This is a genomic window from Afipia sp. GAS231 (assembly GCF_900103365.1).
GTDB lineage: Bacteria > Pseudomonadota > Alphaproteobacteria > Rhizobiales > Xanthobacteraceae > Bradyrhizobium.
The window spans coordinates 4,847,080-4,863,255 of sequence record NZ_LT629703.1 but is presented as its reverse complement, the minus strand read 5'-3'; the positions used below and the strand labels follow the sequence as shown (position 1 = coordinate 4,863,255).

At 59.9% G+C, this 16,176-nt stretch carries 14 protein-coding genes; 4 read left to right on the top strand and 10 right to left on the bottom strand.

Annotated elements, in window-relative coordinates; genetic code table 11:
- Window positions 1-13 precede the first annotated feature (13 nt).
- The 4 genes from BLS26_RS22930 to BLS26_RS22915 are packed head-to-tail and all read right to left on the bottom strand — an operon-like array spanning window position 14 to window position 8,586.
- Complete coding sequence (locus BLS26_RS22930) at window positions 14-1,636, bottom strand: nuclease-related domain-containing DEAD/DEAH box helicase (protein WP_092514814.1); 1,623 nt, start codon at window positions 1,634-1,636, stop codon at window positions 14-16.
- Window positions 1,633-3,462 carry a DUF1998 domain-containing protein gene (gene drmB / locus BLS26_RS22925; protein ID WP_092514812.1) on the bottom strand — a complete coding sequence of 610 codons (1,830 nt, stop codon included), beginning with the start codon at window positions 3,460-3,462 and terminating at the stop codon, window positions 1,633-1,635. Before drmB ends, BLS26_RS22930 begins: the two co-directional genes overlap by 4 nt.
- Window positions 3,452-6,523: a helicase-related protein gene (locus BLS26_RS22920; protein WP_172804669.1), complete on the bottom strand. Its 3,072-nt coding sequence runs from the start codon at window positions 6,521-6,523 to the stop codon at window positions 3,452-3,454. The genes drmB and BLS26_RS22920 overlap by 11 nt, the downstream gene beginning before the upstream one ends.
- 23 nt (window positions 6,524-6,546) lie before the next feature.
- Entirely contained in the window at window positions 6,547-8,586 is a 2,040-nt protein-coding gene (locus BLS26_RS22915; protein ID WP_172804668.1) for a UvrD-helicase domain-containing protein, read from the bottom strand.
- 166 nt (window positions 8,587-8,752) lie between these two features.
- Here BLS26_RS22915 and dcm point away from each other — a divergent pair, with 166 nt between their 5' ends.
- From dcm to BLS26_RS22895, 4 genes are read left to right on the top strand one after another with little or no spacing between them, the layout of a single operon-like run.
- Entirely contained in the window at window positions 8,753-10,075 is a 1,323-nt protein-coding gene (gene dcm, locus BLS26_RS22910) for a DNA (cytosine-5-)-methyltransferase (protein ID WP_092514808.1), read from the top strand.
- A gap of 31 nt (window positions 10,076-10,106) precedes the next feature.
- Entirely contained in the window at window positions 10,107-10,520 is a 414-nt protein-coding gene (locus tag BLS26_RS22905) for a very short patch repair endonuclease (protein ID WP_244541658.1), read from the top strand.
- Entirely contained in the window at window positions 10,520-11,758 is a 1,239-nt protein-coding gene (locus BLS26_RS22900; RefSeq protein WP_092514804.1) for a type II restriction endonuclease, read from the top strand. The genes BLS26_RS22905 and BLS26_RS22900 overlap by 1 nt, the downstream gene beginning before the upstream one ends.
- The gene (locus BLS26_RS22895; protein WP_092514803.1) at window positions 11,755-12,627 is read left to right on the top strand and encodes a DUF2971 domain-containing protein; all 873 of its coding nucleotides are present in this window, start codon (window positions 11,755-11,757) and stop codon (window positions 12,625-12,627) included. Before BLS26_RS22900 ends, BLS26_RS22895 begins: the two co-directional genes overlap by 4 nt.
- A gap of 62 nt (window positions 12,628-12,689) precedes the next feature.
- On the opposite strand, the gene BLS26_RS22890 is transcribed toward BLS26_RS22895, so the two are convergent.
- The 6 genes from BLS26_RS22890 to BLS26_RS22870 all read right to left on the bottom strand — a co-directional run bounded on the left by BLS26_RS22890 (window position 12,690) and on the right by BLS26_RS22870 (window position 16,173).
- Window positions 12,690-13,085 (bottom strand): hypothetical protein, encoded by a 396-nt coding sequence (locus BLS26_RS22890; protein ID WP_092514802.1) that lies wholly within the window; start codon window positions 13,083-13,085, stop codon window positions 12,690-12,692.
- Entirely contained in the window at window positions 13,082-13,645 is a 564-nt protein-coding gene (locus BLS26_RS22885) for a hypothetical protein (RefSeq protein WP_092514801.1), read from the bottom strand. The genes BLS26_RS22890 and BLS26_RS22885 overlap by 4 nt, the downstream gene beginning before the upstream one ends.
- Before the next feature lie 2 nt (window positions 13,646-13,647).
- Window positions 13,648-14,037 carry a hypothetical protein gene (locus BLS26_RS36335; RefSeq protein ID WP_172804508.1) on the bottom strand — a complete coding sequence of 130 codons (390 nt, stop codon included), beginning with the start codon at window positions 14,035-14,037 and terminating at the stop codon, window positions 13,648-13,650.
- Window positions 13,989-14,132, bottom strand: a complete 144-nt coding sequence (locus BLS26_RS36885; RefSeq protein WP_371361008.1) for a DUF6527 family protein — start codon at window positions 14,130-14,132, stop codon at window positions 13,989-13,991. The genes BLS26_RS36335 and BLS26_RS36885 overlap by 49 nt, the downstream gene beginning before the upstream one ends.
- A gap of 227 nt (window positions 14,133-14,359) precedes the next feature.
- Complete coding sequence (locus BLS26_RS22875; protein WP_092514800.1) at window positions 14,360-15,775, bottom strand: ThiF family adenylyltransferase; 1,416 nt, start codon at window positions 15,773-15,775, stop codon at window positions 14,360-14,362.
- A complete protein-coding gene (locus BLS26_RS22870; protein ID WP_092514799.1) occupies window positions 15,772-16,173 on the bottom strand; it encodes an E2/UBC family protein in 402 nt (133 codons plus the stop codon). The genes BLS26_RS22875 and BLS26_RS22870 overlap by 4 nt, the downstream gene beginning before the upstream one ends.
- Window positions 16,174-16,176: the final 3 nt, after the last annotated feature.

The following is a 16,176-nucleotide window of genomic DNA, read 5'->3' as shown; positions in this document are numbered from 1 at the left end:
TCGGCGCGTCAGATCACCCTGCGGCCTGAAGCCATGAGATCATGGAAGACTCTCCGAAAACCGAGAGGTGAACACGCGGTCTGGACAGCGCAACATATGCAAGTTCGCGGACGTCTGCCATCCCGCCCGATGCGGCGAGAATAATAACTTGCCGCTCAAGGCCCTTGAAATCGCGCACGTGTTCGACCGTAATTCCTTCGAACGATGCGGCCAGCTTGCCAAGATTTGCGACAAGATCCTCGTCAGCCGCGAGGATCGCAATCTTCTCGGGATGTACCTCATCTTCGCCGGTGAGCGACCGCAGCTTTGCCATGACCTTCACGGCAATGCTTCCTTTCGTGCACGCATCCCATTCGACAACGGGACCTTGAGGGCCGTCAGCAGTGATCTCGAAGCCGCTGTAAAACCGCCGTGCAACATCGTGAACGTACTGCGTATTGCGAAGGTTACGGGTCAGACGGATTGGCACAGGAATGAATGATGCGAGCGCTCCGGTTACATCGCCGTAGACGCTCTGATTGGTATCGTAGAAAGCATGGAGTTTCGACCGGGCCGGATCAACGAGCATCTCTTCGATGACAATCCACCACTGCGGCCGAAAATCCTGCGCTTCATCGACGATAACAGCGTCGAACTTCAGCTCCGGCTTTGCTGAAATTGCCCTCGCGAGAGCATCGACGGCTTCGTCCCCCGGGAGATGAGGCGCTGGCGTAAGCCTGATGCCCGATTCCGCAGCAAACGCGACACACAGCTCGTCGATGCTGTAGACATGCACCGGAGAACGGTTAAGCGTCTGGCGAAGGAAAGCCGCAAGTTTCTTTCCGGCGCAAAGTAACGCCACGCGCGAGCCATCCGCCGCGAGCCGCAAGGCATCCTCCATCGCCACAATGGTCTTGCCGGTTCCTGCCCCGCCGCCTACGGCGGCTCTCGGCAAATGCATGAATGACGAAAGAATATGGAACTGCTGTGGCGTCAGAACCGCGATCGTCTCTTCGTCGTCATCATAGTGGTGCGCGAGCGGCACGCGCAGCGTCATGGGCGAGGCCAGAAGGTCAACAAACGCCTGAACTCCGCCTGCACCAATCTCCTGTGCGCTTTCTCCGGAAAGCCGGTTTCTTATCCAGGCCCCAATATCAGCAAGTTCTGCACGGCAGCAGAACAGCTCGCGCGGACGATCAGCGCCCAGATTACCGGGAGGCTCAGCTACATCGGGGAAGACGACCCCATGCCGCATCCGGATGAAGTGGTGGCGGGGCCAGCCTGGCATTTCCCGAGCCTTGTCGAACAGCACGTGCTTTGACGAACGCGCCTGCTCGACTGGATTCTTGATCACGTGGCGGATTCGGTTCCTGTCCTCACTGATCCAGACATCAGTTGCCGGGTCCCAGGAAATTCCGCCACCCTTTACTTCAATAGTCAGAAAACCACGCACCGGGTGCACGACAACGAAATCGGCTTCCCCATCCTTCTCTTCACCATAGGGCGTGAGTCCAAGCCACGGCCGGCTGTAAAAGACCGTCCACTCCGGACCAAGCGCCTTCTCAAGCGCATCGTAAACGCGGACTTCAGCGCGGCGCTGATCGTTTTCGCGCACCTGCCGTGGCAAGCGCGCCGGCCACATCCGCGCGCCCGTCATCGTGGGGCGTCCCGCAGCAGACTGCCGAAATATCCCGTTTCAGGCGCTCCCGGCCTTCCGATAAGCAATGCCCTGTCAAGGAAACGGTTGAACTCCTCGCAGGAAGTCTCGGGCGCCAGAACACAGGAATGACATGCTGCCAGCGAAAGGTCCTCCTCGCGGGACAGCATGTCCTCAATACAAAGAGGGTCGGAGGAACACCATTCCTGCGAAGCGATTGCTGCGCGGACGGTTCGATCAATACGCTCGGGGTCACCCTGGCGCTGCAGCCCGCCAAGCGTGCCGTCGTCGTCAGTGGTCGCAGTATAAATAAGCAGCCCTGCCATGGCATTCGCGCCTGTCTGCACGTAAAGCCGCTCGCGAAGGGCAGTGGAAGAGTAACCGCAATCAAGTGTCAGCTGCCGCATCAGTGCATGTGCGAAGGTGTGTATGAGCAGGAACCTCGCGGTTATGACCCGCTCGGGCCTCTGCTCAGAACCATGTCTGGTAATCCATTCCGCAATCCAGCGGTCGTTGATCCGGGACGCGCGCGCGATTACAGCCGGGCGGTTTTCCCAGTCGGCAAGCGCTTCACTGTCCAGTTCAATGAAAATGCCTTCGCCCCGCACTTCGACGGCGGGGAGCCATTCCAGCGGTGACGCGGACAGCTGTGCGACCGGTGCAATGCTGTCGCCCGGGGGATGAATGCGGGTGAAACCAGTCATCGCACGCACTTCACGCAATCGCGTCGCCTTGACCAACCGCGAAAGCAAAGGCTTCAGCCCGTCAGGTACAGCCTGCGGCCTGATCTCGAATTCGCGATCGATGCCTCGTACATAAGTCCCGCCGGTAAACTGGCGGTACTCTTCCAGCCGGAGATTTTCAGTATCGATACTCGCTTCAGCCGCTATGCGCCGCTCAACCTCCACCCGAAACTGTTCGGGTGTCATCTCCAGCTCATTCAGCACAGCCGCCAGCACCGTTTTCGAAAGAATTTCTATTTGGCGCGGCCGGTCTTCAGGCAGTACGCCGACAATCAGCTCCCACGCCATCCCGATCGCTTCTTTCAGCCGGTCCGACCACGGCGGAATGCTGAGCGCGGACTCAATCACGGGAAAGTAGAGATTGGACGCGCCGCGCTGGGCGGCGCGGGGACGATGTGTGCAGGTTTCCGCTGGCACTGACAGCCATGGCCGCAGTCCGCGACATGCCGGCATGCGCGACGTCTCCCGGGTCGAAAAGATGCCGTCCATTGACTTTCGCGCTCCGCACTTCGCGCAGCTCAGAATCAGTCCTGCAAGACCGGCCTGCTCCGAGACAAGCTTCAGGAAGCCCTTCGTGTTCGTACAGCCCGCGTCGTGATCAACCCACATGTGCCACGGGAATTCGTCGAGATGCCCGGCTTCGCAGGCGGTAACGAAGCGGACCGGGACGACGTAGACTTCCTTGCGGCCCGGCGCCTTGCGTGTGCACTCGGGGCAAAACCGTCCCGCCCGGCCTGGCTCGTCGGCCCACATATCCTGCCTTCCAATGCGATCACATTGCGGACACTGGAGCCACGTCGGAAAACGAACCGCGACAAGGGCCTTCTCGTCATTTTCCTTCAGGGGATCGCGAACGGGCGGCAGCCTGAAGCCCCTTTTGTTCAGTTTCTTCTCAAGCCGTTCCTCGCGGATGGTCTGTTCGTTCACCATCCCCGAAGGAGGAAAGTTGCGGTCCCATTCCTCAAGGCCGGCAGCAACCGCAGAAACCGTCGCCCTGTCCGCGCGGAAATCCACCACGGCGCCGGGACCGAAGGTCGCGACAGCGGCACTCCGCCTAACTTCGCCAAGATCGTTACGTGGCATCGGTCTTCGCTTTCAGCCATTCGGCGAGTCGGTAGTGAACGGATGGTTCCACACCGCGCATCGTATTCGGTGTCGGCCACGCCTGCCCGACATTGCGTCCCGATGCGCGCTTCGCAGCGGCCTCTTCGGCACCCTGAAGCAGGGCATCCTTCGCAAACCTGTTCCAGTATTCCTGGGGTGACCGGCGAATCCATTTTTGAAGCCGCTCGCGAAGCTCGTCGCCAACTGCGGTTTCGCGCGGATCGACGCGCGCCGCGCGCTCCGCAATCCGGTCGATTAGGTCCCTTGCTTCGGCGACGGCATCATCGTCCAGTACCGGCCGCGGCAGCATCCCGGGCACGATGTGCCTTATGACTGCGACAAGAACCGCGTGAAGCGCCCGATCGCGTGCCCGCGACGCGAAGGGAGTGACGCTCGTGGCTTCAACTTCCCTGTAAAGGGTCGCGTGCCACGTGCGGAAGGTCTCATAATGCGACCGGTCGCGCGGTTTTCCGTTGTTGAGGACTGCAACCACAAGGCCGGGAATATTTCCCCGCCCGACGCGGCTCGTCGCCTGGATGTATTCAGCGATCGTCTTCGGCTGTCCGTTCACCAGCATAAGACCTAGTCGCTCGATGTCTACGCCGACGCTCACCATGTTGGTTGCGAGGACCACGTCGATCGCCGCATCGTCGCCGGCACGCCGCTTGAGTTCATCCAGCATGTCGCGGATGTCCTTCTGGGAACGCCTTGACGTCAGTTCCTCGACGGTCTTGATCCTGCGTTCGGCTTCACCACCCCGTGCTGCTGAAATGAGCCCGATCGTGTCGTAAACGTCGTCCTGCATGAGCACGAGTGCGCCACCAAGCTCCCGCAGCGAATTGAAGTACGCCACGAGTGTCCAGTAAAAGTCGCGTTCCGCGGGTTTCAGACCGGCTGCGGCCGACTGCATCAGTGAAGCCGTGACGGCCTGCAGCGTAAACTTGGCCGACCGGCCCGCCGTCGTGACACCGACGTACCGCCGGCCGGAAAGGTCGGTATCAATCACCGTGAAACCGGAATCTCCGGCATCCAGACCCGGCGGCGGGAACTGGCATGTGTCGCGATCGAACAGCGCAAGCACCTGCTCGGGCGCACGCCGGATTGTAGCTGTCGATCCGATGATCTTCGGGCGCGTGCCGTTTGTCGAGAGGATGAGATCGAGCGCAGTTTCATAAAGGCCCGAAAGCGTTCCGAGCGGGCCGGAAATCAGGTGCAATTCATCCTGCAGGATGAGCTGTGGCTGCATGCCTGCCCTGACGGCGAACAGGTTCGCCGTTGCTTCCTGACGCACGATCTGCGCGAACTTGTCAACGGTACCGATCAGCAGTGTGGGACAAAATTCGTAGATGTCCTGGTCGACTGTCCAGACCGGAAGAGGAGCGGGACCGGAAAGCAGGCAATCTTTGGTCTCGCACATGACGTGCACGGGATCCGTCGGGCGACGCTGCACGTAATTCAGTCCCTTGCCGCAGGCGGGACATGCTGCGAGCTGCCGTGGGCTGGATTTCGACGTATCGCGCTGGCTGTCGAAAGCAGCCTGTCGCCGGTTTGGCGTGGCGCCTTCACCAACCCATAGTCCGATTGAAAACGGCTCTTTGCCGAGCTTCCCCGAAAGCGAGGTTGGGATTGCACCACGCCGCACTGCCTCGCACGCACAGATCATCGCAGATGCACGAATGAACTGCTGGGTCGTCAAAAGCCGGAGCGTGTAGCGCATGATGACGGCCACACCCGCTCCGTCATCCGGCTTATTGGACGAGAGCCTGCGGTAGAAGGAAACGAACGCAATCAGGCCGAGGTAAGCTTCGGTCTTTCCGCCTCCCGTCGGAAACCAGAGAAGGTCCATGATGCCGCGATGCGGATGATCGCCCCTCACGGCACTTTCAAGCGTAAGGAGGAGGAAACCCAGCTGGAACGGGCGCCACCGCAGCGCGCCGTTGCCCGACCATTGTCGCTGAGTATCCATCACGAGGTTTGCGAGACGAAAGGCGTCTGCCGCATCTGCGTTGCTCTTCAGGAAATCAGCTCCAGCTGCCATCCGCGACCGAATCCCTGCGGCCGTTTCCAGATGGGCTTTTGCAGTCTCAGCACGTTTTCCCGTCAGTCCCGACGCACCGGCAGCCTGCAGATCGATCCACTTTCCGTAAGCGCTACACAGTTTGACAAGCGCCGCATGAAGCCGGGGCGTCTCCGCCGTTGCAAGCCACGCGGCCGACAGTACATCTGCGTCCTTGCCGGCCAGGCTGCGAAATACCTCGTGACCGTCGGGGCTGACCGCAGGAACAATCGCCTGCGGCACCCAGGACGTACGAACAGCGAGCGCCACCGTCCGGTCTGCCGTACTCTCGGTCCAGTCGGCCGAACACGTATGGCCAGCAGCAAACTCGCGTGCGTCCCGGTAGAGAAGGTCGGATGACCAGTCATCGGCATCAACCGGCGAGCGGCGGCTGGGCCGCGATATGAGCTTCGTTGCTTTTCCTGGCCTGATCTCGAAGCCGACCTGGAACATTGTCACTTTTTCGATCGCCGCGCGGTTGGGTTCGGCCGGGGTTGCGTCATTCACAAGCGTAACCGTGCACAGAAGACCGCGTTCGAAAGGCACGCTGCGGACGTGCAGCCTCAACCATGTGACTGAGCCGGACGTCAGGTTCCGGCTTTCATTTCCTTCGCGCATCGCGACAGGCACATCGTCAATGACGTGCTGCACACGTTTCCATTTTCCGTCCACCTCGCTGTATGTCGCGAAATGGATGCTGACATTTACGGACGGGTCCGCGCCCTTCTCGGCGAAAACGGCAAACGAGATTCCGGCCGTTGACGGCCGCCGCATTGCGACCGACTGTGCCTGGGCCTGATCGGCGCTTTCTTCACCACCGTCATCGCCACCCGATGATGCGTCCAGCTTCTCGTCCTCCTCCGGCGCTATCGGCGTATTTTTGGGCCAGAGAATACCTGACACATAGACGTCGGCGGGTTTCGATTCCAGGACCTCGTCTGGCGCGCGCGGTCCCACGAGATCGGCTTCGAGCCGCTCGACCATGATTTCTCGGGGAAGAAGCGCGCTCAACCTGTCGCCCCCTTGAATTTGGTCGTGCCAAAACCAGCCAGCATCGGCGCAAGCATGATGCCGCTCGAGCGCCACGGCTCATGAAGCCGCTCCAGCGCAGGGTCTTCCGGTTGGACCGCCAGTGTGCGAACGCCGATCGAACGCACGTAGGCAAGATAACCCGGCTGCACGCGATGGCCACACGTTTTCGTCACGCTATAGAGGTCGTCTTTCAACTGCCGGCTCAGAAAGCAGACACGCTCCTGGTCGTCACCGGTGCGAAGCGCGTAGCGGTAGTCCAGCTCGCGCACAGCATGCGCGTACATTTTGGTCATCACGGGCGTCTTCCGCAACCGCGCCTGGGCTGCCAGCGCTTCGCTGTCCGTCGCAAAAACCGCGCGGCCGACGAGACACGGAGCATCAAGATCACCAGCCCGCCCGATCTCGAACTGAAGCCCGTTCTGCGGCATCTTCCGCCAGACCCGGCCATTCAGGTTGCCGGCACCGCGGGATGATGAGCGGCCAACGAAGAGACGATTTTTTGCGCGGGTTGCTCCCACGAACATCACACGGATTTCTTCATCGAGATCGGACTCCTCGTCCTGATCGTCAGGCGGCAGATAGAGATGAACGTCATCCGCTTCGCGTCCCTTGCTCGCATGGATCGTTCCCAGAATTGGGCCTGCATCGCCGAATTCTCTCGACGTGAAGAGCGATGGCGGGTTTGACCGCGCGAGGATGGTTCGCAGCCGGTGCACATCGACGACAGTTTCGCTGTCGCCCGCGGTTTCGAGCAGGAGATTCCATGCCGCACCACTCGCGTCCGGTCCCTTCGCTTCCGGAACCTGCCGCAGCCACCGCTCATCGAATTCGGCGCGCGTAATCCTGCGTCCGGTAAAATTCCAGAGTACCTCGCCGATCCACGGGTGAACGCGGGGCGGCAACCCCGACATGCGCAGGCGATGCGGTATTTCTGACGACAGGCCAGACACCATCAGCACATCGCTCCTGCGTCTCAGAAGCACAAGCGTATCCGCCGAGAGACCTGCCAGACGGATTTCCCGTGCGGCACCGAGATCGTTTCCGGCGAGCCGCTCAATCTCACTCCGTAGTGCCGGGCGCCGCGTCAGTGCTGATCCCTTTTCGCCGAGAACTTTTCGCCGGACTTCAGTGAAGATTTTCAGCAGGCCCGGCTCGCTCGTGCGGTGAACACGCGACAGTTCTGCTGGTTCAAAACCCTTTTCTTCGAGCCGGGCCAGAAGGGAAGAATCGCCCTCATTACCCGTGACGGCGCTTTCTTCGGTGAAGCCATAAATCGCTTGTGCCCTGTCGGCGAAGACCGTAACACCGCAGTCCGGTGAAAGCGCGTCAATCATCGCTTCGACCAGTTCGGCGCGCGTTCCGACGATGTCCTGCGCCTCATCGACGACGAGGTGCGCAACACGCTGCATCAGATAGTCCTGCACCTCATCGTTGCTGCGGATCTGTGCTGTGGTCGCTTCGATGTTGTCATTGAACGATCCCGTGAGAGCCGCCTCGCTGGAAAATCCCGACTGCATGGCCCACGCGTGAGAATCGAGTGTTGCGATACGGACGGCGATGGCATCCGAAGGTTCGTCGAGCGATCCCGAAAGGCGGTTACGGATTTCGTGAACGGCGGTACGCGTGAAGCTGACAATCCAGATGCGGCCGGGTGCGATGCCCTCCCGGATCAGATGCGCCACGCGCTGGCACGCAACATACGTTTTACCGGTGCCCGGCCCGGCATCGACCAGCAGGCGACGGTCAACCGGCGCCCAAGCCACTCCTTCCTGAAGCCGATCGTCTTCCGGCGGCGGTTCCGGTGGAACTGCCGCCATCGGACCGGCTGCGGTAACCGCTTCTTCCAGAGACTGGTCGTCAAGGTTGATGCTTGAGCCGTTCACCCGCCAAAGCTGACGCTTGTACTTCACAACCGGGCCGTGCGGGGTTGTACGGAGGGGGCGGAGGATGCGCGCGACTTCACGGCCACGGCGCAGCACCCGCACTTCGATCTCGCCGGAGAATCCCGTTTCCATCGCAATAGGTTCCTGAAAAGCTCCACAGATAACACCAATCGAAATGCGCTTGGCAATCGCCGCATTGGGCCGCCTGCCCAAAGTTGTATTGCCCAGATTGAAGTGCCGGGCGAGGCATCGGCCGTAACTTCCAGGTAACCATGCGCTACATTCCTGTGGGAATCGCATGAAACCGTATGTTCTCTTCTTGTTCTTTGTGGCCGAATCTGACATTTTGTCAGGATTCTTCCCAGGGGCATCCGTGACACAGTTTCTTGACCTCCGCCTTCAGGCGGGCCTGACCATTCCCGAAGCGGCCATCGAGATAGGATGCTCGGAACGCGAAATTTACCGACTCGACAACGGCGAGGTTCGCGCCAAGAAGCTTGTCCTCGATCGTTTACGGATGATGGTGCCCTCCCTTTTTGAAGACGAGGAAGATGAGGCCCCCTTCACGTTCATCGATCTCTTTGCAGGCATCGGGGGGCTTCGACGCGGCTTCGATGCAATCGGGGGACGCTGCGTATTCACTTGTGAATGGGACGCATACAGCCAGCGCACCTATCGCGCCAACTATCCGCGTGACCGGCACAAGATTCACGGTGACATTCGCACCCTGCCGACCACGATGATCCCGCAGCACGACGTTCTGCTCGCCGGTTTTCCCTGCCAGCCATTCTCGATCGCAGGCGTTTCCAAAAAGAATGCGCTCAACCGTCCGCACGGATTTGCCTGCGAGGCGCAGGGGACACTGTTCTTCGAACTTGCGCGCATCATCCGTGATCTGAAGCCCAAGGCGTTTCTTCTCGAAAACGTAAAGAACCTCGTCAATCACGACAAAGGCACCACCTTTCGCGTCATCTGCGACGTGCTGACCAACGAGCTGGGCTATCACATCGACAAGCGCGTCCTTGACGCGAAATCCTGGGTGCCACAACACCGTGAACGCATATTCATTGCAGGCTTCCGCGACGAAGCCGACTTCTCCTTCAAGGAAATGGAGGTGAAGGACGCGTTGAAGGGACCGAAGCTCTCCACGATCCTCCATCCGGAAAATGGCTCCGAAAAGCCTGACAGGCATTTCACGTCGGGCCGTCAGGCCTACGTGAGTGACAAATACACCCTGACCGATCACCTTTGGCGCTATCTCAAGGCGTATGCCGAAAAGCATCAGGCCGCGGGTAACGGTTTTGGCTATGGGCTGTTCGGACCGGACAACGTCGCCCGTACTCTCTCGGCCCGTTATTATAAGGACGGCTCTGAAATTCTGATCCGGCAGAAAGGCTCCAATCCGCGCCGGTTGACCCCGCGCGAATGCGCGCGCCTGATGGGCTTCGAGAAACCCGGCAAGGCGGACTTCAAGATCGTCGTCTCCGATACCCAAGCCTACAAGCAGTTCGGTAACGCCGTCGTGGTGCCGGTCGCTGAAGCCGTCGCCCGCCACATGGAGCCGCACATCCTCGCGGCTATCGAGGCGGAGAAGCCTGCAAGGGCCGGGAAGCGTGCCTGACATCGTAGACGCCGCCACGCGAAGCCGGATGATGTCCGGCATACGCAGCAAAAACACGCGTCCCGAACTCGTTTTGCGAAAGGCGTTGCACCGGGCCGGATTTCGTTACACGCTGCACGCTAAAACTATTCCCGGCAAACCGGACATGGCATTTCCCGCACTCAACGCCGCCGTATTCGTGCATGGCTGTTTCTGGCACGGCCATGACTGCCGCTTCTTCCGTTTGCCGCAGACACGAACCGATTTCTGGAAAGCGAAGATCGATCGTAACCGTGCGCGCGACGAAATCGTCATGGCAAAGCTTGAAGAAGAGGGATGGCGTCATCTCACCGTCTGGGAGTGCGCAATTCGCGGCGCAGGGCCTGATGCACCGCTGAAGGTTGCAGCCCGTGCAGCAAATTGGCTCCGTTCCCGCCGGCGAACCGGCGAAATCAGGGGCGCCTGATGGCCGTTGCAGACGTTACCGACTGGATCGCAGACTTCGGAAAGCCGGGATACGTCTGGTACGCCAAGCGACTTTCCGGCAATGACACGCTTGCAACGCATTCACATCAGGCGGGCCCCTATATTCCGAAAGATTTTCTCTTCCGGATGTTTCCCTCGGTCCGCAAACCTGAGGAGGAGAATCCGGACCAACGTTTCGAACTCTATATCGACTCGCATTCCGACCACCGAACGGTTCGCGCGGTCTGGTACAACAACAAGATGCGGGGCGGCACGCGTAACGAATGCCGGCTGACTGGCTTCGGGGGTGGGCAGTCCGCGCTTCTCGATCCTGAAAGTACAGGCGCGCTTGCCGTGTTCGCCTTCGTGCTTGACGACGAAGGCGCCGCCACGGAATGCCACACGTGGGTTTGCCGCGACGAGGTTGAAGAAGATGTCTTTGAAGACCGTCTTGGTCCGGTTGAGCCGAAGGAATTCCGCATCTGGGAACCCGGGAGCCTGCCGCCGGGCGATCTGTTTGACGAGGCCACGCCGGAAACCCGCGCAAGCTGCTGGCTTCAGGCCAAAGAGATACCGCCCTCTTGGCTGGTGAAATTTCCAAAAGGCGAAGATGTCATCCGCAAGGCCATCGAACTTCGTCCCTTGAAGGAAATCAGCATAGACGTCCGCCTGATGCGGCGCCGCGATTGCGAATACGAAGTCTTCCGCAGCATTGAGGAAGCTTTCTTTCTGCCGCGCATCCAGCAGGGCTTCAACGCTATCGAACCGTTTCTCGGCCTCGCGCAGTCGATCCTGCAGAGCCGCAAGTCACGGTCAGGCAACTCGCTGGAATTTCATGTGCGCGAGATTTTTCTTGAGGAAGGCCTGAAAGCGGGCGAGCATTTTACGCACAAGCCAGTCATCGAAGTGAGCAAGCGACCGGACTTTCTGTTTCCCTCGAAGGCCGCTTACGATGACAAGTCATTTCCTGACGCAAACCTGCGCATGCTTGCGGCGAAGACGACCTGCAAGGACCGCTGGAGGCAGATCATCAATGAAGCCGACCGCATCAGGCTGAAACATCTGATCACGCTTCAGGAAGGCGTTTCCGAAGCGCAATTCCGTGAGATGCAGGAGGCCGGCGTCCAGCTCATCGTGCCAAAGGACGTGCAGGACTCCTATCCGAAAGAGGTCAAGCCGCACCTCTTGACCTTCGAAAGCTTCCTTGCCGATCTTCGTCTTCTGAACCTCCAGCCGTGACCCTTTACAAGTATTATCCGCCAAACCGGTACTCGCTCGAAAACCTTCGGCGTCATTCCTTCTATTGCCGCCACTACACCGACTTCAACGACCCGTTCGAGTTTTGGTGCAACATCAGTTCGGGCATTCCCGATCGGAATGCCGAGCCTAACCGGTTCAGGGCAGCCGTAGCAGAGTGGGGTTTCCCCGACGGCGAGCCGCACGACGAAGAAGACTGTCGCGCATATTTCGAATCTCTCGTCGATGCGGCACCGGACTTTCAAACCCTGATGGATCATGTCCGCATTGCCTGTTTCGCGTCGGCGCCCGACAATCTCCTCATGTGGTCGCACTATGCCGACGGCATGCGCGGATTCTGTGCCGAGTTCGATGATGCGCTTGTACAGAAAGCCGACGAGCGGGTTTTCCTCACGCCGGTAGAATACGTAGAGGCTCCGCAACACGCCGACAGCTTCGTGTACGCCGTCGCCGAGGATCAGTGGGATTTTCACGGCATGTGCGTTTACGATCATGATCGAGGTGCTGGCGGCGCAATATCTGCGCCCGAACGCGACAGCTATGAAGAAGCTTCGCTTCAGGCCCACGCCAACATGACTGCGATCTGGCGCAGGGTCTTTGCGACGAAACCGGTTGAATGGCGATACGAGGGCGAGCAGCGTCTTCTGCTTCAGGCGACCGACGGCGGTGCTGAACCCGTACAGCTTGAAATCCCGGTAGAAGCTCTCCGCGGAATCATCATGGGCGAGCGTATGGACTACGACTACCGGAAGCAGCTCGAAGTGTTGCTGGCGTCGCAGTACCCGCGCGTCCCGATCCGCCGGGCGACCCGCTCGGCCGACCGCTACACAATCGAGCTGACGGGAACGTGATGTCGCGGATTCCATCGACACATAGAGAATGCCTGTCTCAAGGCGCTCGGGGATAGACGAATTCACCGTCTGGCAGTGAGCGACAGGTGCCAGTGTGCCTCGGCTGTGCCGATTGTGAATGCCGGCACCAGGACAGGCGGAAGAGTATTGGCTTCGATGATATAGGTGCTCTCTACGAGACCCTTTGCCTTGATCTTGTTGATAACCCAGTTCGGTACCTTGTCCCGCGTAGTCCCGTGGCTCTGAGTGCCATCGCGGTTTATGATCGAAACGTCGTTGGTTCTCAGCATGACATGCACGTGGCGTTGCATGCCGGTCGTGTGCGGTGGATCGACCCTAAAACTCCAACCTTGTTGTAACTCTACCGGCTTTCCGCCCTCCACGAGGTACGCCGCATTTTTGGCCGCCACGAGATCATCGGTCCGATAGAAGACGAAGAGGTTCGCATCATCACTCATCTACTACCTCGCTTGACGTTCATCTCGTCGATCATGGCGAGCGCGCCACGCATCAGCGCGTCAACCTGATCTTGCATCAGCACATATTGGGGCACGTATCGCAGACCGTTCGGGTCCGTTCCGGTCGTAGGCCACGCGCAGAACCCACGTCCCCGACCGTATTCCTTGGCTATGTGTCTCGACAGCAACCGCGGACTCCCGCCGTCAGCAGTGCGGAACACCGACACATCCGCAAGGTAATCGCCGTAAACGATCCACGCGTGGCCATTCCAGTCCGGGTTCGACTTCGAGAATAGCGCCTTGCCGTCAAACTCTTTGCCTTCGCCGAAGATGCGCTTGTCACCGATGTAGAGCGAACCGGCCACGACGTAACCCGGCTGGGTGCCGAACTTTTCAAGCGCAATCGAATACGCGGCGCTCATCAACGCGCACTGGCCTGCCATCCGGCCCGGGAAAAAGCCCAAGACCTTAAGCGCAGCCTCACGCAATGCGAGCTTGTCTGCTTCGCCCAGTGTGAATTTGCTCCACGTCTCGGCAGCAGCCGCGTCGAACGACGCCATTATCAGGTCGCGTAAATCCCCAGGCATGTCAGTCCTGTCCCGACGGAGGTGATACCGTTGGGAATATGAGACAAATTCTTGCCCGGATCAATTTTGCGATTCGGCGCATTGCTGTCTCCGCATAACGGATAAAAAAATCCGGGCGAGACTGAACTGACCTCGAGCGACGACACGCTGACCGTCAACCAGCGTGCGACCGTCACCTCGACGAATTCAGCGATCTTCTCCTGAGTGATCCGCGCCTCGGGGCGCGTTTCAGCGAGGGCACGGTCGAATGCGACCTGCGCGACGTCCCGCTCGCTTTTACAGCGGCGACGCGTTCCTTGAGGGTTGCATCGTTCGACTAGCACCATACGACGCGGCCATTTCGAAACCAAAAATGCGAGCCGCATGCCTTCTTCCTCCAGACCGAGGGATGGAGAGTGGCAGTCCCGTCGTCATGGCGTGTGACACGCCAGCAAGGGCGTTCATCAGGGAGAAGATTCATATGTAAAACAGAGCGGCAACCGCAGGGGCAGATCATTGCTGCCTGCTCTTGGAAACCGTCCTCCTCGACGATGTAGAGGGTTCGGCGCTTCAATTGCTTGGGAAGGGTGTCTTCCACGAACAAGGTCGGATACGGCGGGACGATCCAATTATGGATACGCCCGTATGCGCCCCGCAGAAACCGGTCTGCTCGGCCATATGTATTCAGCAGAAAGCGACGAAACCTGTTCACGCCTTTCGCCTTTCCGCGAGCTCTATCAGCCCCAGGAGTGGCGTGGTATCGCCGAAGCCAACCTTCGCGCCCAGCATATCGCAAATTCCCTCTTCAGGGTCGTAGATGAGTTCCATGCTCGCAAGGCTAAACGTGACGGCGGCATACGCGCCGTTCGGCTCCTCACGGTAGGGATGCAGGCGCGCAAGCATTTCGTTTACGGCGAGCGCCGAGGCAAACATGTTGACGCTGATTACAGCGGGCCGGTGGCCGGCCACGCCCCTGATATATCCATCCTCCACCTGCCGGTCGTGAGCAGTCGGGTCATTCCGGCGCAAACCGGCAGCGGCGACGTCGCTCATCGTAAACAGTCCCCGGCTGACAAGACTGGACCGGCCAGGGCGCAAATAGTTCACGGTGCCGCAAACTTCACGGATGTGAGCCACGCCGTCGAAAACCTTGGTCGCGTCGAGGCGCACGCCGATATCGAGGTAAGGAATCGAATAGTAGGAAGCGATGGCGTTGAGAAGATACCGCCCGTCCACCGTGTCCATGCAGCCGAAGATGATGTCACATTGAGCGACTTCGCGGATGACCTCCGGGTCCCACAGATTTTTCTTTAAAGGAATGAACCGGGTGCCGAGGCCGGTCCGTTCGACCGCATCGGCAAGAACTTCAACCTTCGGGCGCTCGTTCTTCACGTCATCCATGGTCGAGTTCAGGATGCGGTTGACGTTGCGCTCCTCCATGTGATCGTCATCGACACCGACAATCAGGGCGGCACCGAGCCTCATAAGTTGTTCAATGGTTGGGCTGCCCGTCCCCGACGCGCCGATGACCGCGAACGACAACCGACGCAAGCGCTCGATCGTGCCCTTGTCGAATGCCTGCGCATGCGAGGCGACGAAGTTCGGCAGTTCGATGCTGCCAACGTCCGCGTACCAAAAGTGCAGATCGTCTCCCGCGACACTGATGCAATAGATCGGATCGAATCCGCCGGTCGCGTTCAAGACGCGCCCGAACATCTGGCCGTCCGGCAACATCACGGCGCTGCCATGCGGCACATCCGCCTCGACCCATCCTCGGATCATCGGCAACAGCCGTTCGTCGCCCTTGTCATCCGTCATCGAGAAGGCGGCATAGCCGCCGGGATGGCTGTGAACCTTAACGACCGTCAGCCCTTCGGCGGCAGCGCGGTCGAGCATTGGAGCAATATAGTCCGGTGGCCAAGTAACCCGCATCGGGGTCCGTTCTGAGCAATCCTCGTATGGGATGCCGTGAATCTCGCGCACGACGAGCCGATGGCTGCGGTCGCCCGCGCGGCTGCCGCAAAGCAAGATCGCGACGGCTTCGTTTCCGTCGCCGGGGAACAGGAAACTCTTCAAGTGCTCGTGCTGGTCGCCTGAGAAGGCCAGGGTAACGGGAGCGGTCATTTCTCGAACTCCCGGTCAAGCCAGTCTTCGATCAGGATGACATGCGTCCCGATGTGATCGCGCCCGATCTTCCACGGGTTCGCGCCCGTGCGGTGGCGGGACCAGCGCTGGTAGGTTTTTCCGTCGAGTGGCTGCGGCGCCTCGGTCGCCCCGATCGGCTTTCCGTCCGCCCGTGCGAGGGCTGGAAAGAAATACACCATGTTAAGTTCGGTGTTCGGGTAGCCGGTCTCGATCCGGATGGCCGCCGTCACCGTCGCGTGGTTGTAGCCGCGCGGCGTCGGGAAATCGTGGAGCAGCACCCACTGGGAGCCATCCACGATCGTTTCCCACGGCAGGCCGTATTCGTCGAGAAAATCCCGGTCGATGGGCAGCAGGTCAAACTGACGACGGAGGGTCATAGC

Excerpts from the sequence above, each read along its gene's own strand:
- dcm (WP_092514808.1), top strand. The coding sequence starts at position 8,753 with ATGAAACCGTATGTTCTCTTCTTGTTCTTTGTGGCCGAATCTGACATT.
- BLS26_RS22920 (WP_172804669.1), bottom strand. The coding sequence starts at position 6,523 with ATGGTCGAGCGGCTCGAAGCCGATCTCGTGGGACCGCGCGCGCCAGAC.
- BLS26_RS22930 (WP_092514814.1), bottom strand. The coding sequence starts at position 1,636 with ATGACGGGCGCGCGGATGTGGCCGGCGCGCTTGCCACGGCAGGTGCGC.
- BLS26_RS22870 (WP_092514799.1), bottom strand. The coding sequence starts at position 16,173 with ATGACCCTCCGTCGTCAGTTTGACCTGCTGCCCATCGACCGGGATTTT.
- BLS26_RS22915 (WP_172804668.1), bottom strand. The coding sequence starts at position 8,586 with ATGGAAACGGGATTCTCCGGCGAGATCGAAGTGCGGGTGCTGCGCCGT.
- BLS26_RS36885 (WP_371361008.1), bottom strand. The coding sequence starts at position 14,132 with ATGAATCTTCTCCCTGATGAACGCCCTTGCTGGCGTGTCACACGCCAT.
- BLS26_RS22885 (WP_092514801.1), bottom strand. The coding sequence starts at position 13,645 with ATGGCGTCGTTCGACGCGGCTGCTGCCGAGACGTGGAGCAAATTCACA.
- BLS26_RS22905 (WP_244541658.1), top strand. The coding sequence starts at position 10,107 with ATGTCCGGCATACGCAGCAAAAACACGCGTCCCGAACTCGTTTTGCGA.
- BLS26_RS36335 (WP_172804508.1), bottom strand. The coding sequence starts at position 14,037 with ATGCGGCTCGCATTTTTGGTTTCGAAATGGCCGCGTCGTATGGTGCTA.
- BLS26_RS22875 (WP_092514800.1), bottom strand. The coding sequence starts at position 15,775 with ATGACCGCTCCCGTTACCCTGGCCTTCTCAGGCGACCAGCACGAGCAC.
- BLS26_RS22890 (WP_092514802.1), bottom strand. The coding sequence starts at position 13,085 with ATGAGTGATGATGCGAACCTCTTCGTCTTCTATCGGACCGATGATCTC.
- drmB (WP_092514812.1), bottom strand. The coding sequence starts at position 3,462 with ATGCCACGTAACGATCTTGGCGAAGTTAGGCGGAGTGCCGCTGTCGCG.
- BLS26_RS22900 (WP_092514804.1), top strand. The coding sequence starts at position 10,520 with ATGGCCGTTGCAGACGTTACCGACTGGATCGCAGACTTCGGAAAGCCG.